We start from the raw sequence: 23,308 nt of genomic DNA, 5'->3' as shown, positions 1-23,308 counted from the left end.
CATGGCCGCTCCGGACATGCCCGCGGGCGAGGTTCCAGCCTCGCCCCGGCCCCTCATCCTGCGCTATGCGGCGCGCTCCGACGTTGGCCGCATCCGTGCGAAGAACGACGACTCCGCCTACGTGGGCCGGCACCTGGCCGTCGTGGCGGACGGCATGGGTGGCCATGCCGGCGGCGATGTTGCTTCCGCCGCCACTGTCCTGGACATGATCCACCTGGACACCGACGACTACGACGACGATGCCGGCACCGTCCTGGCCGACGAAATCCAGACCGCAAACTCGCTGCTCTCGGAGCTCGTCCACATCAATCCCAAGCTGGCGGGCATGGGCACCACCGTGACCGCCCTGCTGCTGGCCGGGGGCAAGCTGCATTTCGCCCACATCGGCGATTCCCGCGCCTACCGCCTGCGCGACGGCGAGTTCGAACAGATCAGCATTGACCACACGTTCGTTCAGCGCCTCATCGACGAGGGACGGCTGCGCCCCGAAGAAGCGGAAACCCATCCGCACAAGAACGTCCTGATGCGCGTCCTCGGTGACGTCGATGCCAGCCCCGAGCTGGACCTCGCCACGATCGAGGTGCAGCCCGGGGAACGCTGGCTGCTCTGCTCCGACGGTCTGAACTACGTGGCCGGCCACGTCGTGGAGCGCACCGTGCGGGAAACGCCGGATCTCCGCGAATGCGTCGAAACACTCGTTGACCTCACCCTGGAGGCAGGCGCGCCGGACAACGTCACCGTTGTCATGGCGGAAATCGTGGAGGAAACGCCCGACGACGTCAGTACCGCCGCCGTCGACATCGTCCCTGACGCCGGACAACCGGAAGCAATCACCGGAACGAAGGCTGCGGCCCCGGCTGTCGCTTCCGGCGCTCCTGCCGGCGAGCCCGCCGCCGGGGCCCCGGGTGCTGTGCCTGGCGCCCCGCCAGCAGCTTCGGGACCGGCAGATTCGGTGCCCGGCTCCGCGCCTCCTCCCACCCCGCCGGCCGCGGCACCCGCGTCCGCCGGCTCCCCGCCCGACCGGACAGCCGGGACCGAGGCGGCAGGAGAGGGTGCCGGCAAGCCGGACAACGAGCCGGCGACCAGCACCGATCCCCATCTGGGCGAACATCTTTCCGCGGAGGTGCTGCGCGAGGAGCTTTCCTCCCGGCCGCACATCCTCGTCGGCGCAGCCGTTGCTGCGGCCGAAACCGGTTCCATCCCCACCATTGCCGGCCGCACCGTCGCGCGCCGCGCGGCCACGGTCCTGACCCACAAGTCGGACCAGGCCCGCGAGGAAGCTGAGGAATTCACGACGGCGGGGCGTCCACGCCGCTGGCTCACCCTGGGAATCGCGGGTGCGGCACTCCTGGTCCTCGCCGTCGGTCTCTGGCTCGGTTACGCCTGGACCCAGACGCGCTACTACATCGGCGAGTTCGACCAGCGGGTGGCCATCTTCAACGGGGTATCCCAGCGCCTCGGGCCCATCCAGCTGTCCACCCTGGAAGCGGTCACCGACATCAAGATGGACTCGCTGCCCCAGTTCTCGCAGCAGCGGGTCCGCCAGACGGTCCCCGCGCGGGATCTCTATGACGCCCAGCGGATCGTGAAGAACCTCGAGCGCACGGGAAGCACGGCGCCTTCGGATGAGTGCCTGACTCCGTCGCCGACAGCAACGGCTTCGGCCACAACAAAGGCGACAGCCACGGCCAAGGCCTCTGCCACCCCGAAGCCAACGGCCACGGCGTCCCCCAAGGCGACCTCAACCACCAAACCGACGGCATCACCGACCGCAACAGCCGGAGCCTCGGCCGTACCCACCCCAACCGCAACCTGTGAGGGGGGCCAATGAGCCACGCCGACACCATGCCCAAACCCCGGCGCAACGTGGAACTGCTGTTGCTCGTGCTCGCCCTGTCGGTCAGCATCGGCGCCAACGCACTGACCAGCATCGACGAACAGACGTCACTGGACACCGACTTCTGGTTCCAGTCCAGCCTGCTCGCCGTGGCATCCCTCGTGTTCCACGTGGTTCTCCGGCTCCGCGCCAAATATGCCGATCCGGTAATACTTCCGCTGGTGGTTGCCCTCAACGGCCTGGGCTTGGCGATGATCCACCGCCTCGACGCCCCGGGCGACGACACCGGCAACAACCAGCTTCGCTGGACGGTCATTGCCATGGCCGTGGCCATCGCCGTGATCTGGTTCCTCAAGGACCACCGCGTGCTGCGCCGCTTCACGTACATTTCCCTGGCCGTCAGCGCCCTGCTCCTGATCCTCCCGCTGGTCCCCGGCATCTCCGCCGGCGAAATCCTCGGCGCCCGGGTCTGGATCCGGCTCGGTCCAATGACGTTCCAGCCTGGCGAGGTCGCCAAGATCACCCTCGCCATATTCTTTGCCGGGTATCTGTCCTCGAACCGTGACCTGATCATGCTGGCCGGACGCAAGATCGGGCCTATGCAGTTCCCGCGCTTCAAGGACATGGGACCGATGATCACCGCCTGGCTCGTGAGCATCGGCGTGCTCATCTTCCAGCGCGACCTCGGCTCGTCCGTGCTGTTCTTCGGCCTGTTCATCGTGATGATCTACGTGGCCACCAGCCGCATCAGCTGGGTGGTCATCGGCCTCACCCTGATCCTCGGCGGCGGCTTCGTGGCGTCCAAGGTCTTCTCGCACGTTGCGCTGCGCGTCGACAGCTGGCTCAATGCCTTCACGGAGGAAGTCTTCGGGCGGTCACCCGGCGGCAGCGGCCAGATCGTGGAAGGCCTGTTCGGCATGGCCAGCGGCGGACTCGTGGGCACCGGCCTCGGACAGGGCCGGCCCAACCTGGTCCCGTTCGCCAACAGCGACATGATCATCGCCTCCTTCGGCGAGGAGCTGGGCCTGATCGGCCTCTTCGCCATCGTGATGATGTACCTGCTGCTCTTCACCCGCGGTTTCCGCGCGGCCCTCGGCACCCGCGACGCCTTCGGCAAACTCCTGGCCTGCGGCCTGTCCTTCGCGGTGGCGCTGCAGTGCTTCGTGGTGATCGGCGGCGTCACTCGGCTGATCCCGCTGACCGGCCTCACCACGCCGTTCCTGGCCGCGGGTGGCTCCTCCCTGCTGGCCAACTGGATCATCGTGGGCCTGCTGCTGATGATCTCCCACACGGCCCGCGGCCCGGTGGACACGTCACCGATGCAGCCCGGCCGGACGCCGGAGGCCCAGAAGCCGGCGGCCCCCGCAGGAGGCCGGCAGGACCGGAACGCCACCCAGACCCTCCCAGACGCTCCCACCGAGGCGGTGAAACACCTGTGAACCAGGCCATTCGACATTCATGGATCGCCGCGGTCGCCATGTTCGCCCTGATTTTCGGTGCGATCAGCTACGTCCAGGTGGTGGGCGCGGACGAGCTCAAGGCCAACGCGTGGAACAGGCGGGCCATCCTGCAGAACTACTGCAATGACCGCGGTGCGATCCTCGTGGGCGGCGCTGCCATCGCCGAGTCCGTGCCGGGCAATGAATCCTGCAAGTTCCAGCGCAAGTACAACCAGCCCGAGCTGTATGCCGGACTGACCGGATACTTCTCCCGGAGCTATGGGGTCACCGGCCTCGAAGGCGCCATGGATGCCCAGCTGGCCGGAAGTTCGGACCAGCTGTTCTTCGACCGGATCGGGCAGCTCTTCCTGGGCAACCAGCCCAAGGGCGCGTCCGTCGAGCTGACCATTGACCCCACGATCCAGAAACTGGCGTACGACCTCATCCCGGACGGCCAGCGGGGGTCAATCGTGGTGACCGATCCCAAGACGGGCAACATCCTGGCCATGGTCAGCAAGCCGTCCTATGATCCCAACTCCATCGCTACCCAGGACATCGCCAAGGAACAGGCTGCCTACAACGAGGCCATCAAGATCCCGGGCGTCAACCTGAATCCCTCGGTCAGCGGCCCCACGGGCGCCCTGCTGGCGCCAGGCTCGGTGTTCAAGCTGGTGGACACGGCAGCAGCCCTGAACTCCGGCAAGTACAACGCCGACAGCGTGCTGCCCAACCCGGCGCAGATGAGCTTCCCGGGCATCCAGTACCAGCTGCCCAACTACGCCGGCGGCAACTGCTACACCCGGACCACGGCCAGCTTCGCGTTCGCGTTGCAGCAGTCCTGCAACACGCCCTTCGCCAGTATTGCCCGCGACCTCGGGGAAAATGCGATAGCCCAGCAGGCCAGCAAGTTCGGCTTCGGCCAGGAGCTCGGCGACCAGCTCAAGCTGGACTACGCCAAGAGCGTTTTCCCGTCGGATCTCGACGCGGCCGGACTGGCGCAGTCCGCCATCGGCCAGCGCGACGTCCGTGCGACGCCGCTCCAGATCGCACTGATGACCTCGGCCATTGCCAACGGCGGAGTGCAGATGGCTCCGAACCTCATCAAGGCAGTCCGTTCCCCGGACCTGAGGGTCATCGAGGAACCGAAGCCGGTGGCTTTGCGGACCTCGACGACGCCGGAGATCGCCGGACAGATCACCGACTGGATGACCAGTGTGGTCAGCGAGGGCATCGGCTCCGGCGCCGCCGTACCCGGTGTCCAGGTCGCCGGCAAGACCGGCACCGCCGAGCTCGGGGACGGCCTGAACAACTCCTGGTTTACGGGGTTCGCCCCGGCCAACGATCCGCAAGTGTCCGTCACCGTTGTCATGCAGGGCGTGGACATCACCACCGGAGCACAGCTAACCAGTCCGAACGCAAAGAAGATTTTTGAGGCGGTGTTGAATAAGTGAGGCCTACATCGGGAATCACCCTCGGCGGCAGATTCCAGTTGACCACGCGTATTGCGATCGGCGGCATGGGTGAAGTCTGGAAGGCCAAGGACCAAATCCTGGGCCGGATCGTGGCCATCAAGGTACTCAAAGAGGAGTACACGGGCGACCCCGGCTTCCTCCAGCGGTTCCGCGCCGAAGCCCGCCACACCGCCCTCCTCAACCACGTGGGCATCGCCAACGTCTTCGATTACGGCGAGGAGGAGGGCTCCGCCTACCTGGTCATGGAGCTGGTCCCCGGCCAACCGCTGAGCAGCATCATCGAGCACGAGCAGGTCCTCTCACCGGACCGCACGCTGTCCATCATGGCGCAAACGGCGCGGGCCCTGTCCGTGGCCCACGCCCAGGGCCTGGTGCACCGTGACATCAAGCCCGGAAACCTTCTGATCATGCCGGACGGGCGGGTCAAGGTCACCGACTTCGGCATCGCGCGCCTGGCGGACCAGGTGCCGCTGACCCAGACCGGCCAGGTCATGGGTACCGCCCAGTACCTCGCCCCCGAACAGGCCACCGGCCAGACCGCCACAGGCGCCTCGGACATCTACTCGCTCGGCGTGATCGGCTACGAGTGCCTCACCGGGCACCGGCCGTTCTCCGGCGAATCCCAGATCGCCATCGCCCTGGCCCAGGTCAACGACGCGCCGCCGCCCCTGCCGGAGACGCTGCCCAAGCCGGTCCGTGCGCTCCTGATGTCCATGCTGGCCAAGGACCCGAAGAACCGCCCCGCCAACGCCATCAAGCTGTCCGAGGCCGCAGAGGCGATCCGTAACGGTGACATCTCAGCAGCCCACGCCGCTGTCCCGGGCATGCTCCTGTACGAAGGCGGCACGGGCGCCATGACGGCCCCGGTGAATATCGCCACGGCACCCACCGGCGTGATCGGTTCGGAGAAGAGCTCGACGTCGGCAACCTCCGCCCTGCCTGTGCTGGGCGCGGCGGCCGCGGGTGCTGCTGCCGGCGGAGCGGCGGCTGCAGCCGCCGGAGACCCGGATGCCGCCCCCACACGGGCGGGGAGCACGCTGTCGCGTGCCGACGCCTTGGCGGCCGAGCGCAGTTGGGACCAGGAACCGGAACAGTACGACGACGAACCCGAGGATGAGCCCGAGCGGCGGAAACGCAGCCCGTGGACGTGGCCGCTGATCGCCCTGGTCCTGCTGGTACTGTTCGCCGTCGTTGGCATCCTGCTGAGCCAGGCGGGCTTCCTGTTCCCGGGCCAGGGCCCTGCGGCCACCACCTCGAGCACACCGAGCCGCAGCGTAAGCACCAGTTCCACGCCCTCACCGACCCAGACCTCGGAGACGCCGACGCCGACCCCCACACCGACTCCCACCACGGCCGCGGCCATCAACCTGATTCCGGACGCATACCTCGGCAGGCAGTACAGCGAGGTCCGCGCCGAGCTGATCGCGCTTGGCCTCCAGGTGGACGGCAAGGAAGTGTTCGACCCTGCCACTCCCGGCACGGTTACGGACCTGAATCCGACAGGCCCGGTGCAGGCGGGTCGCACCATCACGGTCACCTATTCCAAGGGACCGAAACAGATCAGAGTCCCGGACATCAGCACAGGCAGCAGCGAGGCCGAAGTCCAGTCAGCAATCGAGAAGGCCGGTCTGCGCTGGCAAAAGGGCGCCGACGAGGCCGGCGAACCCGGTCAGGACGCCGGAACGTTTGTCCGCTCCGAGCCCGAAAGCGGCCAGGAGGTCGCCGCCGGGTCGGTGGTGACCTATCACCTGTCCCAGGCGCTGATCCCCACACCATCGGACACGCCGTCAGCCACGCCAACGCCAAGCGGCTCACCGACCGGACCATAAGCCGTGACCACGCCACGAACTCCGTCACACCGGGAAGACAACATCCCGGTGACAAGTCAGCGCGTCCTCAGCGGACGCTACGAACTTGGCGAAGTCATCGGCCGCGGCGGCATGGCCGACGTGCACCGTGGGCTGGATACCCGCCTGGGCCGGACGGTCGCGATCAAGCTGCTCCGCCCCGACCTGGCCCGGGACCCCCAACTGCAGGCCAGGTTCAAGCGCGAGGCGCAGGCTGTCGCAGCCCTGAACCATCCCTCGATCGTAGCCATTTACGACACGGGCGAGCACGCTGTGCCAGGCGACGCGCACGACCAGGTCCGTGTTCCCTACATCGTCATGGAGTTCGTGGCCGGCAAGACCCTCCGGGACCTGATCAGGGCCAGTGACATCACCATTGACCAGGCGGTGGAGTACACGCTGGGTGTCCTGTCTGCACTGGAATACAGCCACAAGGCCGGAATCGTGCACCGGGACATCAAGCCGGCGAACGTGATGTACTGCGAGAACTCGGACATGGTCAAGGTCATGGACTTCGGCATCGCCCGCGCGGTTGCCGATTCCTCCGCGACGATGACCCAGACCCAGGCCGTGGTGGGCACCGCCCAGTACCTTTCGCCGGAGCAGGCGCGCGGCGAGGCCGTGGATGCCCGCAGCGACCTGTATTCGGCAGGCTGCCTGCTGTACGAAACGCTGACCGGCCGCCCGCCATTCGTGGGTGAAAGCCCCGTATCCGTGGCGTACCAGCACGTGCGCGAGAAGCCCGAACCGCCTAGCAGTTACAATCCGGACATCTCCGAGGCGCTGGACAGCGTGCTGGAAAAGGCGCTGCAGAAGAACCGCGCGGACCGTTTCCAGGACGCCGCGGCTTTCCGCCGTGCGCTGCGGGCGGCAAAGAACGGGATCGCTGTTCCGGCGCTGTCGCCCAGCGAAGCGCCGACGGACCCGAATGACATTCCTGAGCCGCACCGCACGCCGCCCACGGAAGCATTTTCCATGACCGGGGCCAGCTTCCTCGACGACGCTCCCGCCGGCCGCCTGCGCCGCAGTTGGGGCACTGACGATGATGAATCCGTGCTGCCGGCCGAAGCCGCGGCGGTCTACGAGACGGCCGAGCACGATGAACTTCCGCTGGGGCTTCCCCGCGAACGGGAGCGGTCGGGCCTTCAGAAGTCCCGCCGTCGGGCCTGGATCACGACCTTTGTGATCTTTACCCTCCTGGTGCTGGCCGGCGGCGGCCTGTGGTTCTACAACTTCCTTAACCAGCCGCCGGCCGAACCGGCGCGCGTCGCCATCCCCTCGGTGGAGAAGCTGTCCGAATCAGAGGCGCTGCAGACGCTCTACGACGCCAAGCTGCGTCCACAGATCAAGCGGGTCCAGCACGATTCGATCGCCAAAGGCACTGCCATTGGCACCGCGCCGCCCGCGGGATCCTCGCTGGAACCAAACTCGGAAGTGGTCCTGAACATCTCTTCGGGCCCCAGCGCCGTCAAAATCCCGGAGACGCTGCCGGGACGGACGGAGGCGGCAGCCCGCGACATCCTGCGGCAAGCGGGCCTGGTGGGCGCGCCGTCTACCACCATGGCCAACAGTTCCACTGTTCCGGCGGGCCTGGTCATCACCACCAAGCCGGCGCCAGGCCAGCAGGTGGCGGTGGGCAGCACCGTCGAGATCCTGGTGTCCACGGGCAAGCTGTCCATGCCGGAGCTTCGCGGCATGACCCGTGCCGAAGCCGAGGCGGCGCTCAAGGAACTCGGCCTGGTTGCCGTCATCCGTGAGATCGAGAACTCCCAGGTCCAGCCCGGCAAGGTGACCGGCCAGAGCGATCCGCTGAATTCGCTGGTGGAACAGGGCAAGGCCATCACGGTGACGGTGGCCACGGCCCCGGCGCCCCCGCCGGAGCCCACACCAACCCCGACGCCGACGCCGAGCGCCACCAAGGGCAAATAGAGCCCGCCGGTCCGGGCCAGTGCCGGACCCGGGCTAGTGCTGGATGAGGGGGCTGAGCTTGGCTGCCCGTTCGGCCGCACCCTTCATGCCCAGCGACTCGAGCCAGTTGCCCAGCATCTGGTAGCCGCCCTCGGTCAGTACGGATTCGGGGTGGAACTGGACGCCGCACAGCGGTGCGGTGCGGTGCTGCAGCCCCATGATGACGCCGCTGGCGGTTTCCGCCGTGACCTCGAGGATTTCCGGAATCGTGTCGCGGACAGCGGCCAGAGAGTGGTAGCGCGTGGCCGTCACGGGGGAGGGCAGACCGGCAAAAACGCTGGTCCCGTCATGCTGGACCAGGGAGGTCTTCCCGTGCATGAGCTCCGGGGCGTGGGTCACCGTTCCGCCGTACGCCTCAGCCAGGGCCTGGTGACCAAGGCAGACGCCGAACATCGGCTTCGTCTTCTCGCCGCACCAGCGGATCAGCTCGATGCAGACCCCCGCTTCGGACGGCGAACCCGGGCCGGGCGAGATGAGTACGCCGTCGCGCGTTTCCGCCATTTCGATCGCTTCGGCGAGGGTCACATCATCGTTGCGGACCACTGTTGTCTCGGCGCCCAGCTCCTGAAGGTAGCCCACCAGGGTGTAGACGAAGCTGTCGTAGTTGTCCACGACGAGAATCTTTGCTGTGCTCATGGGTTTTTTGGCGCACCAATCGTTGAGTCGGTGAATTGGGTGAACTGGGACATCCAGGGGAAAAGGAACTCGACCATCAGGAACAAGGCACCGGCAACCAGCACCAGTGACGTGAGGACGCGCAGCCAGAGCGGACCGGGGAGATGGCGGAATATCCAGCCGTACATGCCTAGCCTTCCCCTCGTGCGCGTGCCACCTGGGCTGCGATCTCGTCGGGTGGCCCCGCCGAGGCCGGCTGCCAGTGGTCCAGCACCGAGTACGCGATAATCCGTTCCTCGGAGCCGAAGCGGGGATTGCAGCTGGTCATGGTGAGAAGTCTTTCGGTGGGGCGCACTCCGGGCTGGTTGGGCACCGGCAGGAGGACATCGGCTTCGGTCGGCAGAACGATGCGGTTGTTGCGGAAGACGTAGACGTAGTAGCCGTCCCGCGTCTGGACGTAGATCTTGTCCCCGGGGACCAGCGTGTGGATATTGTCCAGCACCGCGCCGTGCGTCTGCCGGTGGCCTGCCACGGCGAAGTTGCCCACGGCCCCGGGCATGGCGGTGTTGCCGTAGTGGCCGAGGCCCAGGGTGTCCAGGACATCCGCGCTGGTGCCTTCGACGATGGGCCGGGTGTAGTTCTCGCCGAACCGGGGGATGTAGATGATCCCGATGGTGCCGCCGTGCCCGGGAGCCTCTCCAACAACAGGCGCTCCGTAGTCCTTCGGGACGGCAGCGGCCGTGCCGCCAGTCGCAGTGGGCGTGGGTCCGGGGGTCACGGGTCCGCCCAGATCCCGGGCAAAGTCCTTGACCGCGGCGGTTTGCTTGGCATCGGATTCCACGTTGGTCCACCAGAGCTGCCACGCGACAAACAGGAGCAGCACTATGCCGGCGGTGATGAGCAGCTCGCCGAAGATCTGCACGGCTTTCCGCAGGATTACGACGCCGGTCGCCGGCTTGGCGGTGGCCGTCACCTTCTCCTGCACTACCACGCGATCTCCTTCAAGGCGGTTGCGGGGCACCGGCGCGGACTGAACTACAGCTAGAATTGGCTGCTAGTAAGACTTCAGACCTGACCAAGAGCGTGCAGACCGCCGGCAATCCCCTCACAGCAGGATATCAAGCCCCGGTCCCTCCTCTTGATTCAGCCGCCAAGGAGGACATGTGCCCGAGTCAAAGCCACGTAAGAAGCCTGCCCGCCCGGCCGAGCCCGTTTCCACTCAGGCCTACAAGCCGAACCCCGTCTGGTTCAAGCCCGTCATGTTCGGCCTGATGATCATCGGCCTGCTCTGGATTATCACGTTCTACATCAGTGAGGGCCAGCTGCCTGTTCAGGCGTGGGAGTCGTGGAACATCCTGGCCGGGTTTGGCATTGCGATCGTCGGCTTCCTGATGACCACGCGCTGGCGCTCCTGAGCCGACGCCCATGACCGCAGAAGGCATCGTCATCGGCGAGGATGGCCTGGCCCGTCCGCTGTGGGCTTCCTCGGATCCCCTTCTGCGCGAGTATTACGACACCGAGTGGGGCCTGCCCGTCAGGGACGAGCAGGGCCTCTACGAACGGATCAGCCTCGAGGCGTTCCAGGCGGGCCTGTCGTGGGCAACGATCCTGCGCAAGCGCCCCGCGTTCCGTGCGGCCTTCGACAACTTCCATCCCGAAACCGTGGCCGCCTTTACCGAGGCCGACGTCGAGCGCCTCCTTCAGGACCCCGGCATCGTGCGCAACCGCCTCAAGATCCGGGCCGCCATCACCAATGCCAACGCCACCATCGCGCTGCGGGACGAGGGCGGGCTCGTTGACTTTGTCTGGAAGTTCCAGCCAACCTCCACCCCTGCCCCCGCCACGTACGCCGACGTGCCCACCACGTCCCCTGAGTCCATCGCCCTTTCCAGGGCGCTCAGGAAGAAGGGCTTCGCCTTCGTGGGGCCGACCACCATGTTCGCGCTGATGGAAGCCATCGGCATGGTGGACACTCATCTTGTGGACAGCCACCGCCGGGGAACCTCAGGCGTCTGGTCCTGACAGCTGCCGGGCACTCTGCCGTCCCGCACGCACTGGTCCACACGTGTTGGTAAAGATATCCACAGTGTTGATAACTTTGCTGGTTGCGGGCCGCGGAAAAGGCCCTGCATGCCCGGTTGGCGCCCCCGGATGCCAGAAACTTGCATTTTCGAAGTTATTAACAGTTGTGGAAATGACTGTGGAAAACCCCTGTCATTCAGCCATGTCTACCCGTGTTCAGCCCGGACGGGATGCTGGCTGGTGATGGAAACGCGGTTGAAGGCGTTCATTGCGATGGCCAGCCAGCTCACCGCCGAGTACTGCTCGTCCGTAAGGTGCTCCCGCGCGTAAGCGTCTTCCAGATCCCGCGTGCGGGCTTCGGGAAGAACCGTGATGCTCTCGGCCAGGGCCAGCGCGGCCCGCTCGTGGTCCTCGAACACCGCAGTGTCCCGCCAGGCTGGCAGGACAGCCAGTCGCTGTGTGGATTCACCACCCTTGACCGCGTCCGTGACGTGCATGTCGAGGCAATAGGCGCAGCCGTTGATCTGCGATATCCGGACGTTGAGCAGTTCGATGAGCTTCTCATCCAGGCCGGCCTCAATCACCGCTTCCTTGGCCTTTAGCCCCAGCCCGTTCAGCGCCCGCCAGGCTGCTGGGTGGTGCTTGTCGAGGAAGATATGGCTGTGGGTACTCACGTCATTGCTCCTTTGGGGGTCCGGACGGGCTCACCTCGCGGCTGTCAGTCAGAGACTACACGGGGACGCTGTGGACAGGGTGGGGGTTATCCACTTAGCAACAGGCGACTGCCCACAACTTATCCACAGGTGGGGAAAACTTGTGGGCATCGGCGGCCTGAACGGCATGATCTAGGCCTTGTGAGGCATCCGCACGGTGGAATGACACCTCTGTGAGTTATTAACAGTGTGAATAACCCTGTTGAAACGGCACCCTCAAAACCCCCGCACGCTCCCTCAAGTGTCCGTTTATGCCCAGAACGCCCGATCGGGGTGAAATTTGGGTGAAGTTGTCCACTTAACCACAGCGGCAGGTCCGATAGTTATCCACAGGTGTGGACGGAAGCGTGCATATTGATCGCGAGTGGCCCAGCGGCCCGGTATCCCGGGGTCCGGCCAGTGAGTTACAGCTGTGTAAGTTATTAACAGTGTGGATAACCGCTGTGGAAAACCCAACGGCTGGCTGCGATCCCGTCAACCTCGTGATGGAACTCCGCGGGGGCACAAAAATGCCCCCGCTTCGGAAAGCGGGGGCTACGGGGGAGGGGACCGCCGGCTAGTTGCCGGACACCAGCGTCAGGCAGCCGCGAGCACCCGGTACCAGGAAGCAACCGCCAGGAGGGCCAGAACGAGCGCCAGCCCTCCGGCCTGCAGGGTGGTGCGTCGCGGGCCGCGCGGGACGTAGGCAATGGCGGCCGCGCACAGGGCGCCCGTGATGAAACCGCCCAGATGGGCCTGCCAGGCAATCTGCGGCACCATGAAGCCGATCACGCCGTTGATTGCTATCAGCACCCAGAGCTGCCTCGTCTCCCCGCCACGGTGGCGCTGCACCACGAGCATGGCGCCGAACAGCCCGAAAATAGCGCCGGAAGCACCAACCAGGCCCACGGGGCCGCCCTCGGGCAGGATCGGTGTCAACAGCAGGTAGCCCACCGACCCGCCGATGGCGGACAGCAGGTACACGGCAAGGAAACGGATCCGGCCCAGCAGCGGTTCGAGCGCCTGGCCAAAAATCCACAGCGTGTACATGTTCAGGACGATGTGGAGCAGGAAACCCTGGGAGTGCAGAAAAGCCGAGGTGAGCATGCGCCAAGGCTGGAACACCCCGTACTCGGGCGTGGCGTAAACCGACGCGTAGGCGAGGGTCCGGAACACCGCGTTTCCGGGAAGAACCCACTGCAAAACAAACAGCAGGGCGCACGCGGCGATGATTGCGTACGTCACCACAGGCTTGCCGGACGCAACGGCACCGCCGTAAACGGTCCGTGCTGTCGGCGTCGTACGCCTTGCTTCGTTGACGCAGTCAACGCACTGGAACCCGACGGCGGCCGCGCGCTGGCACTCGGGGCATGCCGGCCGCCCACAACGCTGGCAGCTGACATACGAGGGCCGGTCCGGGTGCCGGAGGCACACCGGTACCTGCGCTGACGGCTCCGCCGCCGGAGTTCCGTAGCTCATGCGGCTAGAGCTGCTCGATATCGATGCTGTTGATGGTCACATCTTCAACCGGGCGGTCGCCCATTCCGGTGCGGACACCTTCAATGGCGTCCACAACCTTCTTGGACTCGTCGTCGGCAACCTCACCGAAGATGCTGTGCTTGCCCTGCAGCCAGTCGGTGGGGATGGTGGTGATGAAGAACTGTGAACCGTTGGTTCCCTTGCCCATCTGGATGCCGGCGTTGGCCATGGCCAGCTTGTACGGAGCGCTGAAGCTCAGCTCGGGGTGGATCTCGTCGTCGAAGCGGTAGCCCGGTCCGCCGGTGCCGCGGCCCAGCGGGTCGCCGGCCTGGATCATGAAGTCTTTGATGATGCGGTGGAAGATGGTGCCGTTGTACAGCGGCGTGCCGGTCTTGTCCTCGCCGGTCTCCGGGTGGGTCCAGGCCTGTTCGCCCGTGGCCAGTCCGATGAAGTTCTTGACAGTCTTGGGCGCGTGGTTGCCGAAGAGGTTCACAACGATGTCGCCGAGGCTGGTGTGGATGGTTGCTTTTGCAGTTGCTGAGGCAGTCATAGGGTCATTCTTTCACGGCGGGTCAACGCGAACCCGAGCGGAAAAGACAGTTCCGCGCTCGGTGAAATCCACCGTGAATCCGCCGGAACGATAGCAGCCCGGCTGTTCGTACACGTAGGCTAACAACAGAACCGTCACATTAATCGGGAGGTAGTTGTGAAGAAATCGGATCGTATTGCCCGCGAACTGGAGTTGTCGGTCAGTTCTGCAGTCGAGAACGCAAAAGACCGCGTGGAAGCAGCAGTGGACTGGGCAGTTCCGCGCCTGCAGCACGGCATTGATACCGCTTCCCCCAAGATCCAGGAGGGGCTCAAGGTGGCGGCACACAACCTTGCCGACGGCGTCGCCACGGTCACGCCGCGCCTCCAGGACGGCCTGGCGCAGCTTGCCCCCAAAATCCACGACGTCGTGGAGGGCGCCCCGCCGCGGCTGCACGAGGCCCTGGACAAGGCAACTCCCGTCATTGCCCAGGCCCGCGACCGCGTAGTGGTTGAGTACCTGCCCCGGCTCTCGGACCAGATCGGGACCGCCTCCGAGGCTGTCCACAGGACGCTCGAGAGCACCCCGGCCCGTGTTGACGCCGTGGCCCAGAGACTCGGCGACGTCGGCATCATCCACACCATCCAGGAACAGGCTCATGTGGCCGGCGGCCACCTGAAGTCAGCCGCCAACGAGGCCAGCCGGGCAGTGACGGGCAAGGCGCTGGTGGTGGAGCCCCAGAAGCCAAAGAAGCGCGGGCTCCTCATTGTCGGTGTGATCGCCGCGGCCGTGGCCGCCGGCGTTGCCGCGTGGAAGGCATCAAAGCCGGTCGAGGATCCCTGGAAGACCCCCGCACCCGTGACCCCCGCCCCGTCGACGCCGGCCGCAACCACGCCGGCAGCGTCCGGCACCGGTGTTGGATCGGCCGCCGCGACGCCGGCTCCGGTTCCGGCGGCAACCACGTCGACTTCCCTGGAAGAGCTGGCTTCTCTGGAAGAGGACAACGCCGAAGGTTCTGACAAGGCTAAGCACGTTGCCGAGGACACCGATACCGATGCCGGCGAAGTCTCCACCGATGCAAAGACCGCGGTGAAGAACATCGCGTCCAACATCGAGAACGGTGCCGACAAGAAGGCTTAAGTAAGGCCCCGTCAGGGCTGGTTACAGGAGGGGTTCCGCTTCGGCGGAGCCCCTCCTGCCGTCTCTGCCCGATTATCAGGACGCCTCTCCGCCTGACAGGCACGGTGCCGCCGGGATGGAAAGCATCGATGCTAAGTTTGAGGTGATGTCACCCGATAGATCCGACGAGGATGCCTTGACTGACACTGAGCCGCGCGTATCGATTGTTATTCCGGCCTACAACGAGGAAAGTGTCATCCGGCAGTGCCTGATCGCGGCGGTGTACCAGTCGGTTCCGGCGCACGAGATCATCGTGGTGGACAACATGTCCAAGGACCGCACAGCGTCAATTGTGACGCAGATGCAGCAGGAGTACCCGGAGAGCCCCATCATCCTGCTCCGCCAGGACAGGGAACAGGGCCTCATCCCTACCCGCAATTTCGGCCTGGACAACGCCACCGGGGACATCCTTGGCCGGATCGACGCCGACTCCGTGGTTGAACCTGACTGGGTGGAGCAGGTGCAGAAGGCCTTCGAGGACCTGTCCACTTCGGCGGCCACCGGGCCCGTGGTCTACTACGACATGCCGATGCGGCGCTTCGGCCTCAAGGCAGATGACAAGATGCGCCAGCTGATGCTCAAGCTGGCCAAGCACCAATACCACTTCCTGTTCGGCTCCAACATGGCCCTCCGCCGCTCTGCGTGGGAGACCATCCGCAGCGAAACCTGCCGGGACGAAAGGGACGAGATGCACGAGGACATCGACCTGTCCCTGCATCTCGCGGACCACGACCTCAAGGTCCAGTACTGGCCGCAGATGGTCTCCGGGATGTCGGCCCGCCGGCTCGAGGACTCACCCCGTGACTACCGGTATTACGTGACACGCTTCGACCGTACCTACAAGGCCCACAACGTGAAGAAGATGGCCCTTAAGGCACCCATGGTGGTGTTCTTCTCGGTATATTTCCCAGCCAAGCTGCTGCGCGCCATCCACACCGTCAACACCAGCCAGCCGGTCCGCCGCGGCGGGCAGTGACCCCGGCTGGCGGCCGCCGTCGTCAGTCAGCCCCCAGCTCCGCCACCGGGCGTTCCCCGGCCGGTTTGTCCCGCCTGCCCTTGCCGTTCCGCTGTCCGGCCACCACGACGGCGAGGCCCACGAGAATGAGCGACAGTCCGGCATAGGTGCCTGCCGGCAGTGTCTCGTTCAGGAACACGGCGGCCAGCAGGGCCGCACCCGGTATTTCAAGCAGGATGATCATGGACACCAGCAGCGGGCTCATCGTGGCCAGCAGGTGGTTGAATGCCGTATGTCCCACGAGCTGGGCGCACACGGTGATGGCCAGAATTCCCAGCCAGCCACCGGCGTCGAACCCGGTCAGGGGCTGGTTGGTGAAGGCTGCCAGCACCGCTACCAGGACAGCACACATGCTGTAGCAGAGGGCCGTGTAGGTCCCGGTGGTCATGCTCTGCCGGGCCCGGCCTCCGGCCAGAGTGTAGATTCCCGCAAGGAGTCCGCCAGCCATGGCCAGGACGTCACCCAGCAGTGCTTCCGGGGAGGTGCCCATGTCGAAACCTGTGATGGCCACTACGCCGCCGAAGGAGACGCCAAGGCCAACCAGGACCTGCCAGCGGTGCCGCACACCGCGGAACAGCTGGATGATGGCGATCCAGGCGGACTGCAGGCAGACGAGTGCCGTGGCGGCAGCCACGGAGGTCAGCTGCAGGGACGTGATGAAGCAGGCGAAGTGCAGGGCCAGGGCTACGGCCGCAACGAGCGACCAGCGGAACTCATAGCGCCCGATGCGGCCGAAGAGGCGCGGCTCCCGGATCAGGGTGGGGGTGGCCATGACGGCCGCCGCGATGGCATTGCGCCAGAAAGCGATGGCGAGGGCCGTGACAGTGGTGGCGCCGAGGGTGGCGGCGATGAGCGGTCCTGACGAAGCCACGCCCAGGACGCCCAGGGCTGCAAGGAAGAGATTCACGCTCCCACAGTAATGTGCAGACCGTGCCCCGCTGGTTGAGCCTGTCGAAACCAGGGTCCGAACTATGTTCCGGCAACGCGATATGTTCCGGCAACGCGAAAGGTCCCGGCCGTTTCCGACCGGGACCTTTTCTTATGGTGGAGGCACGGGGACTCGAACCCCGAACCCCCTGCTTGCAAAGCAGGTGCGCTACCAATTGCGCCATGCCCCCATAAGAAGCAACCCGTCCATCATACCCTAGTTCCGGATCCTGGCTGACCAGCCTCCGTACCGGGAACCGGGCTATTCAACCTTGTCGGTTGATTCGCTCCAGACAGTTTTCCGGGCTTCGGATTCCTGCACCTTCTTCTTGTAGAAGAGGACGCCTGCGACCGCAGCTGCAATAACCAGCAACTTCTTCACACGCACCCCGTTCCGGCTTGATTCCCGTGGAATCCAGCCTAAACCTCTACTTGAACCTGTGCAGGTTCCGTGGGCGTACCAGGACTTGAACCTGGGACCTCTTCGTTATCAGCGAAGCGCTCTAACCGCCTGAGCTATACGCCCCGATGCCTCATCGGGCCGAGACAAGACTCTACAGCACATCCCGGCCCGATCTCAAATCGAGGCATTCCTGCGGGGTTTTCCGCGGAAAGACAGGGTTTTAATCGTCCGTCAGGGTCACGCCGATGCCGCCAACAAGGGTTGCCGAAATGTTGTACAGCACGGCTGACAGCATGGACAGGGCCGTCAGCAGCACAACATTCACGACGGCGATGATCGTAGCGAACGATGCCACCTGGCCGAGCGACGCGACCTTCTTCAGTTCGAAGCCGCCGCCCTCAGAACCGGCGAGCGTTCCCAGCAGGCTGTCCACCTGGTCGAAGATGCCGGTCAGGTCCAGCACGGTCCACAGCACAATGGCGGCCACCACCGTGACGATGCCAAGCGCGACGGACAGCAGGAACGCCATTTTCAGGACGGACCAGGGGTCAACCTTGCTGACCAAGAGCCGGGCGCGGCGCACCTTGGCCTTGGGAGCCGGCTTGACCAGTCCGGGCGCACCCTGTGCGGCCTGGGGCCGCTGTCCGGGGACTGCCGGGCGCTGTGCCGGCGCGGCCGGCCTCTGTCCCTGCGGGCGCTGCCCTGCGGGCGCCGGGCGCTGTCCCGCAGCTGCAGGACGCTGTCCCGGAACGCCCGACGGCGTGGCCGGGCTCTGCTGGGGACGCACCGGGGCATTCACCCGGGGAGCGGATGCCGGCTGACGCATCCCGCCGGGACCATTACTGCTCGGCTTGGGAAATGAGTCGGAATTGCTCACTCGTTACCTCCGGTGTTGTCTTCGTTCGCCTCAGCATCGCCGGACGTTCCTTCTGCTTCATCGGCCAGTCCTGAAGCCTCCTCGGCGGATTCCTCGTCTGGTCCGGCATCTTCAGCCAACGTTACGTCATCAGCGGCGATAGCCAAGATTTCTGACGCACTGGGTTCATCGGTGTGGTCGGCCTCTGACTCGCGCTCGGCGCTGGCTTCAACTTCCTCTTCCAGGCCGCGTTCGGTATTGCGGGCAACCTCGATGATGCGGTCGTTCTTGTCCGGCTTCGCGAAGATGACGCCCATGGTGTCCCGGCCCTTGGCAGGGACGCCGGCCACGGATGACCGGACCACCTTGCCGCCGCCCATGACCACCAGGACCTCGTCTTCCTCCTGGACCACCAGGGCACCCACAAGATCCCCGCGTTCCTCGGCGAGCTTGGCTACCTTGATGCCCAGGCCGCCGCGGCCCTGCAGCCGGTATTCCTCGACGGCGGTGCGCTTGGCGTAGCCGCCTTCGGTCACGACGAACACGTAGGAGCCCTCGGCCACCACGTTCATGGCGAGCAGTTCGTCGTCCTCGCGGAACTTCATGCCTGTCACGCCGGACGTGGCGCGGCCCATGGGGCGCAGCGCGTCATCGGTGGCCGTGAACCGGATCGACTGGCCCTTGCGGGACACCAGCATGAGGTCATCCGTCTCGGAAACCAGCTGCGCGGAGACCAGTTCGTCCTCGTCCCGGAGGTTGATGGCGATGACGCCGGCGGACCGGTTGGTGTCGTAGTCCTCCAGCCGGGTCTTCTTGACCAGGCCCCGCTTGGTGGCCAGCACCAAGTAGGGCGCGTGTTGGTAGTCCTTCAGGTCCAGCACCTGGGCGATGTGCTCGTCCGGCTGGAAGGCCAGCAGGTTGGCCACATGCTGGCCCTTGGTGTCGCGCCCGCCCTCGGCAAGTTCGTAGGCCTTGGCCCGGTACACGCGGCCGAAGTTGGTGAAGAACAGCAGCCAGTGGTGGGTGGTGGTGACGAAGAAGTGCTCCACCACGTCATCGCCGCGCAGCTGGGCACCCTTGATGCCCTTGCCGCCGCGCTGCTGCGAACGGTAGTTGTCACTCCGCGTCCGCTTGACGTAGCCGCCGCGGGTGATGGTGACCACCACTTCCTCTTCGGGAATGAGGTCTTCCATGGACATGTCGCCGTCGTAGCCCATCAGGATCTGGGTGCGGCGGTCGTCCCCGTGCTTGGCCACGATCTCGGCGAGTTCCTCGCTGATGATCGAGCGCTGGCGTTCCTCCGAAGCCAGGATCGCGTTGTATTCGGCGATCATCGCTTCGAGTTCGGCGTGGCGGTCCTGGATCTTCTGGCGTTCCAGGGCAGCGAGCCGGCGCAGCTGCATGTCGAGGATGGCGCGGGCCTGGATCTCGTCGATGTCCAGCAACTGCATGAGGCCATCCCGGGCTGCCTCAGTGGTGCTCGAGGCCCGGATCAGGGCGATGACCTCGTCCAGCATGTCCAGGGCTTTAAGAAGCGCACGCAGGATGTGCGCTTCTTCCTCGGCCTTCCGCAGGCGGTAGCGGGTGCGCCGGGCGATGACATCCAGCTGGTGGGTGACCCAGTGCCGGATGAAGGCGTCAAGGCTGAGAGTGCGCGGCACTCCGTCCACGATCGCCAGCATGTTCGCGCCGAAGTTCTCCTGCAGCTGGGTGTGCTTGTAGAGGTTGTTCAGCACCACCTTGGCGACGGCGTCGCGCTTCAGGACGATGACGAGGCGCTGGCCGGTGCGGCCGGACGTCTCGTCGCGGAGGTCGGCGATGCCCTGGACCTTGCCGTCCTTGACCAGTTCGGCGATCTTGATGGCCAGGTTGTCCGGGTTCGCCTGGTAGGGCAGCTCGGTGACGACGAGGCAGGTCCGTCCCTGCAGCTCCTCGACATTGACCACGGCGCGCATGGTGATGGAACCGCGGCCGGTGCGGTAGGCGTCCTCGATGCCCTTGTGGCCCAGGATGGTGGCGCCGGTGGGGAAATCGGGTCCCTTGATGCGCTTGAGCAGTTCTTCGAGGAGCTGCTCGCGGCTGGCGGTCGGGTTGGCCAGGTACCACTGGACGCCGTCGGCCACTTCGCGGAGGTTGTGCGGCGGGATGTTGGTGGCCATGCCGACGGCGATGCCTGAGGACCCGTTGACCAGCAGGTTGGGGAACCGCGCCGGGAGGATCGTGGGTTCCTGGTTCTTGCCGTCATAGTTGTCCTGGAAGTCGACGGTCTCCTCGTCGATGTCCCGGACCATTTCCATGGCCAGCGGTGCCATCTTGGTTTCCGTGTACCGCGGAGCCGCAGCGCCGTCGTTGCCGGGTGAGCCGAAGTTGCCCTGGCCGAGCGCCAGCGGGTACCGCATGGTCCAGTCCTGGATCAGGCGTACCAGCGCATCGTAGATGGCCGTGTCACCGTGCGGGTGGTACTGGCCCATGACCTCGCCGACCACACGAGCACACTTGTTGAAGGCGCGGTCCGGGCGGTAGCCGCCGTCGAACATCGCATACAGCACGCGGCGGTGGACGGGCTTCAGCCCGTCCCGTACGTCCGGCAGCGCACGGCCGACGATAACGGCCATCGCATAGTCGAGGTAGGAGCGCTGCATCTCCGTCTGCAGGTCCACCTGCTCCACGCGGTCGACCAGCACGTCGCCCTCCAGCACCGGCTCCGTGCCGTCCGGAGACTCGGCCGGGACCTCGGGTGTTTCGTCACTCATAGTCTGTATTTTCCGTTTCAGGTATATGTCAGTTCGGGAATATCAAGTGCGGAAACCGCTAGATATCTAGGAACCTGACGTCCTTGGCGTTCTGCTGGATGAAGTTTCGGCGCGACTCGACGTCCTCGCCCATCAGCACGGCGAAAATCTGGTCTGCGGCGGCTGCGTCCTCCATGGTCACCTGCAGGAGGGTGCGCCGGTCCGGGTCCATGGTGGTGTCCCAGAGCTCTGTGTAGTCCATCTCGCCCAGACCCTTGTAGCGCTGGATGCCGTTTTCCTTCGGAATGCGGCGGCCTGCTGCCTGACCGGAAACCAGGACGGCGTCGCGCTCACGGTCGCTGAAGACGTAGTCATGCGGTGCGTTGGACCACTTGATCCGGTACAGCGGCGGCTGCGCGAGGTAGACGTAGCCGTTCTCAATCAGGGGGCGCATGTAGCGGAACAGCAGCGTCATCAGCAGCGTGGTGATGTGCTGGCCGTCGACGTCGGCATCGGCCATCAGCACGATCTTGTGGTAGCGCAGCTTGCTGAGGTCGAAGTCCTCGCCAATGCCGGTCCCGAATGCTGTGATCATGGACTGCACCTCGTTGTTGCCCAGGGCCTTGTCCAGGCGGGCACGCTCCACGTTCAGGATCTTGCCGCGGAGCGGAAGGATGGCCTGCGTTTCGGGGTTGCGCCCGCGCTTGGCCGAGCCGCCTGCCGAGTCACCCTCCACCAGGTAGACCTCGCACTTGGAGGGATCCTTAGAGGAGCAGTCCGAGAGCTTGCCAGGCATGCCGAAGGACTCCAGCGGGCTCTTCCGGCGCGCGTTGTCGCGGGCCTTGCGCGCGGCCATGCGGGCCTGGGCCGCCGAAATGGCTTTGCGGATGACGTCCTTGGCGGGGCCGGGGTTGCGCTCCAGCCAGTCGCCGAGCTGGTCGGTGACCACGCGCTGCACAAAGCCCTTGACCTCGGAGTTGCCCAGCTTGGTTTTGGTCTGGCCCTCGAACTGCGGTTCGGACAGCTTCACGGAGATGACTGCCGTCAGGCCCTCGCGGATGTCGTCACCGGTAAGGTTCTCATCTTTTTCCTTGATGATGGCCTTCTCGCGCGCATAGCGGTTGATGAGCGACGTCATCGCGGCGCGGAACCCCTCTTCGTGGGTGCCGCCTTCGTGGGTGTTGATCGTGTTGGCGTACGTGTGGACGCTTTCGGAGTACGCCGTGGTCCACTGCATCGCCATTTCGACGGCGATATGCCGCTCGGTGTCCTCAGTCTCGAAGGCGATGACGTCCTCGTGGACAACATCCACCTTCTTGCTGGAGTTCAGGTGCTTTACGTAGTCGAGGAGGCCGTCGTTGTACTGGTACACCACGGTGCGGTGCTCGGCGAGGACCTCGCCCTCGGTGAGCACGCCGTCAAGGTCCAGGTCGCCGGCGTCGTCCGTGCCGGCAGCCGTTTGGCGCTCGTCCGTCAGGGTGATTTTCAGCCCCTTGTTGAGGAAGGCCATCTGCTGGAAACGCGCGCGGAGCGTCTCGAAGTCGAACTCGGTGGATTCGAAGATGCTCGGATCCGGGTAGAAGGTCTGGGTGGTTCCGGTCTCGGCCGTTTCCTCGCCCTGGACCAGGGCACCCTGCGGCTTGCCCCCGTCGGCAAAGGACATGCGCCAGACGTGGCCCTGCCTGCGGACTTCCGTGTTCACGCGGGTGGAGAGGGCGTTGACCACGGAAATGCCCACGCCGTGGAGGCCACCGGACACGGCGTAGCCGCCGCCGCCGAACTTGCCGCCGGCGTGCAGGATGGTCATGACCACCTCAACCGTGGGCTTGCCCTCGGTGGGGTGGATGTCCACCGGAATCCCGCGGCCGTCGTCGGATACCTTGACACCACCGTCTGCCTGCAGAACAACTTCGATGTGCGTACAGTAGCCTGCGAGGGCCTCATCCACGGAGTTGTCCACCACTTCGTACACCAGGTGGTGCAGGCCGCGCAGACCGGTGGAGCCGATGTACATGCCGGGCCGTTTCCGTACGGCCTCGAGTCCTTCAAGAACGGTGATGTCGCTGGCGCCGTACTCCCGCGGTGTGGCAGCCTCAGCCGGGGCGCCGGACGTCCGGGCATCCTCCGTTATAGGCTCCACTGCCTCGATATCTGCATTGTCGTTAGCCACAGGCGCTTTCGACTCCTCTATGTTCGATGATGGCCGGCCTCCGCCGTCCGCCGGGAAAAAGGGCGTCCGCCAAAAGGCACGTCACTGCCAGCGCCAGCTGCTGAGTTGACGCGCAGAACCGTTTCC

At 65.5% G+C, this 23,308-nt stretch carries 20 protein-coding genes and 2 tRNA genes; 9 read left to right on the top strand and 13 right to left on the bottom strand.

Annotated elements, in window-relative coordinates:
• Position 1: 1 nt before the first annotated feature.
• Genes ARGLB_RS06340 through pknB form a run of 5 tightly spaced genes read left to right on the top strand, consistent with a single transcriptional unit; the run spans position 2 to position 8,524 of the window.
• Positions 2–1,831, top strand: a complete 1,830-nt coding sequence (locus tag ARGLB_RS06340) for a PP2C family protein-serine/threonine phosphatase (protein WP_003800261.1) — start codon at positions 2–4, stop codon at positions 1,829–1,831.
• Positions 1,828–3,276: an FtsW/RodA/SpoVE family cell cycle protein gene (locus tag ARGLB_RS06335; protein WP_003800259.1), complete on the top strand. Its 1,449-nt coding sequence runs from the start codon at positions 1,828–1,830 to the stop codon at positions 3,274–3,276. Before ARGLB_RS06340 ends, ARGLB_RS06335 begins: the two co-directional genes overlap by 4 nt.
• Positions 3,273–4,727, top strand: a complete 1,455-nt coding sequence (locus ARGLB_RS06330) for a peptidoglycan D,D-transpeptidase FtsI family protein (protein ID WP_003800257.1) — start codon at positions 3,273–3,275, stop codon at positions 4,725–4,727. The genes ARGLB_RS06335 and ARGLB_RS06330 overlap by 4 nt, the downstream gene beginning before the upstream one ends.
• Positions 4,724–6,577, top strand: coding sequence for a protein kinase domain-containing protein (locus tag ARGLB_RS06325; RefSeq protein WP_043418208.1), 1,854 nt, complete (start codon positions 4,724–4,726; stop codon positions 6,575–6,577). Before ARGLB_RS06330 ends, ARGLB_RS06325 begins: the two co-directional genes overlap by 4 nt.
• A gap of 48 nt (positions 6,578–6,625) precedes the next feature.
• Positions 6,626–8,524, top strand: a complete 1,899-nt coding sequence (gene pknB, locus ARGLB_RS06320; RefSeq protein WP_175304965.1) for a Stk1 family PASTA domain-containing Ser/Thr kinase — start codon at positions 6,626–6,628, stop codon at positions 8,522–8,524.
• A 33-nt stretch (positions 8,525–8,557) separates the two neighbouring features.
• Here the strand turns inward: pknB and ARGLB_RS06315 are convergent, their stop codons facing one another.
• From ARGLB_RS06315 to ARGLB_RS06305, 3 genes are read right to left on the bottom strand one after another with little or no spacing between them, the layout of a single operon-like run.
• A complete protein-coding gene (locus ARGLB_RS06315) occupies positions 8,558–9,199 on the bottom strand; it encodes an aminodeoxychorismate/anthranilate synthase component II (RefSeq protein ID WP_003800250.1) in 642 nt (213 codons plus the stop codon).
• Entirely contained in the window at positions 9,196–9,366 is a 171-nt protein-coding gene (locus ARGLB_RS23540; protein ID WP_043418205.1) for a hypothetical protein, read from the bottom strand. Before ARGLB_RS23540 ends, ARGLB_RS06315 begins: the two co-directional genes overlap by 4 nt.
• 2 nt (positions 9,367–9,368) lie before the next feature.
• Positions 9,369–10,169 (bottom strand): class E sortase, encoded by an 801-nt coding sequence (locus ARGLB_RS06305; RefSeq protein ID WP_003800248.1) that lies wholly within the window; start codon positions 10,167–10,169, stop codon positions 9,369–9,371.
• A gap of 172 nt (positions 10,170–10,341) precedes the next feature.
• Here ARGLB_RS06305 and ARGLB_RS06300 point away from each other — a divergent pair, with 172 nt between their 5' ends.
• Together ARGLB_RS06300 and ARGLB_RS06295 are read left to right on the top strand one after the other, a co-directional pair.
• Positions 10,342–10,593 carry a cell division protein CrgA gene (locus ARGLB_RS06300; RefSeq protein WP_003800246.1) on the top strand — a complete coding sequence of 84 codons (252 nt, stop codon included), beginning with the start codon at positions 10,342–10,344 and terminating at the stop codon, positions 10,591–10,593.
• Positions 10,594–10,603: 10 nt separating this feature from the next.
• Positions 10,604–11,200 carry a DNA-3-methyladenine glycosylase I gene (locus tag ARGLB_RS06295; RefSeq protein WP_003800245.1) on the top strand — a complete coding sequence of 199 codons (597 nt, stop codon included), beginning with the start codon at positions 10,604–10,606 and terminating at the stop codon, positions 11,198–11,200.
• A 206-nt stretch (positions 11,201–11,406) separates the two neighbouring features.
• On the opposite strand, the gene ARGLB_RS06290 is transcribed toward ARGLB_RS06295, so the two are convergent.
• The 3 genes from ARGLB_RS06290 to ARGLB_RS06280 all read right to left on the bottom strand — a co-directional run bounded on the left by ARGLB_RS06290 (position 11,407) and on the right by ARGLB_RS06280 (position 13,921).
• Complete coding sequence (locus ARGLB_RS06290) at positions 11,407–11,874, bottom strand: carboxymuconolactone decarboxylase family protein (protein WP_003800244.1); 468 nt, start codon at positions 11,872–11,874, stop codon at positions 11,407–11,409.
• A 615-nt stretch (positions 11,875–12,489) separates the two neighbouring features.
• Complete coding sequence (locus ARGLB_RS06285; protein ID WP_003800240.1) at positions 12,490–13,371, bottom strand: rhomboid family intramembrane serine protease; 882 nt, start codon at positions 13,369–13,371, stop codon at positions 12,490–12,492.
• A gap of 4 nt (positions 13,372–13,375) precedes the next feature.
• Entirely contained in the window at positions 13,376–13,921 is a 546-nt protein-coding gene (locus tag ARGLB_RS06280; protein ID WP_003800238.1) for a peptidylprolyl isomerase, read from the bottom strand.
• A 156-nt stretch (positions 13,922–14,077) separates the two neighbouring features.
• Between ARGLB_RS06280 and ARGLB_RS06275 the strand changes: the two genes are divergently transcribed.
• Both ARGLB_RS06275 and ARGLB_RS06270 read left to right on the top strand, forming a co-directional pair.
• Positions 14,078–15,040: a hypothetical protein gene (locus ARGLB_RS06275; protein ID WP_003800236.1), complete on the top strand. Its 963-nt coding sequence runs from the start codon at positions 14,078–14,080 to the stop codon at positions 15,038–15,040.
• A gap of 145 nt (positions 15,041–15,185) precedes the next feature.
• Positions 15,186–16,055 (top strand): glycosyltransferase family 2 protein, encoded by an 870-nt coding sequence (locus ARGLB_RS06270; RefSeq protein WP_043418238.1) that lies wholly within the window; start codon positions 15,186–15,188, stop codon positions 16,053–16,055.
• A gap of 22 nt (positions 16,056–16,077) precedes the next feature.
• Here the strand turns inward: ARGLB_RS06270 and ARGLB_RS06265 are convergent, their stop codons facing one another.
• From ARGLB_RS06265 to gyrB, 7 genes are all read right to left on the bottom strand, one after another.
• Positions 16,078–17,001, bottom strand: coding sequence for a DMT family transporter (locus tag ARGLB_RS06265; RefSeq protein WP_003800231.1), 924 nt, complete (start codon positions 16,999–17,001; stop codon positions 16,078–16,080).
• 135 nt (positions 17,002–17,136) lie between these two features.
• Positions 17,137–17,212: transfer RNA gene (locus ARGLB_RS06260), tRNA-Ala, on the bottom strand.
• A 71-nt stretch (positions 17,213–17,283) separates the two neighbouring features.
• Entirely contained in the window at positions 17,284–17,403 is a 120-nt protein-coding gene (locus ARGLB_RS23830) for a DLW-39 family protein (protein ID WP_217491532.1), read from the bottom strand.
• Positions 17,404–17,473: 70 nt separating this feature from the next.
• Positions 17,474–17,547 (bottom strand) — tRNA-Ile (locus tag ARGLB_RS06255).
• Between the two features lie 97 nt (positions 17,548–17,644).
• Positions 17,645–18,301, bottom strand: a complete 657-nt coding sequence (locus tag ARGLB_RS06250; RefSeq protein ID WP_003800229.1) for a DUF3566 domain-containing protein — start codon at positions 18,299–18,301, stop codon at positions 17,645–17,647.
• Positions 18,298–21,033 (bottom strand): DNA gyrase subunit A, encoded by a 2,736-nt coding sequence (gene gyrA / locus ARGLB_RS06245; protein ID WP_003800228.1) that lies wholly within the window; start codon positions 21,031–21,033, stop codon positions 18,298–18,300. The genes ARGLB_RS06250 and gyrA overlap by 4 nt, the downstream gene beginning before the upstream one ends.
• A gap of 58 nt (positions 21,034–21,091) precedes the next feature.
• On the bottom strand, positions 21,092–23,182 hold the full coding sequence (gyrB, locus tag ARGLB_RS06240) for a DNA topoisomerase (ATP-hydrolyzing) subunit B (RefSeq protein WP_003800226.1): 2,091 nt from the start codon (positions 23,180–23,182) through the stop codon (positions 21,092–21,094).
• Positions 23,183–23,308 lie beyond the last annotated feature (126 nt).

Source organism: Arthrobacter globiformis NBRC 12137 (genome assembly GCF_000238915.1).
In the GTDB taxonomy this organism is placed as follows: Bacteria; Actinomycetota; Actinomycetes; order Actinomycetales; family Micrococcaceae; genus Arthrobacter; species Arthrobacter globiformis.
The sequence above is the reverse complement of the archived record's forward strand: the minus strand, read 5'-3'. Positions and strand labels throughout refer to the sequence as shown.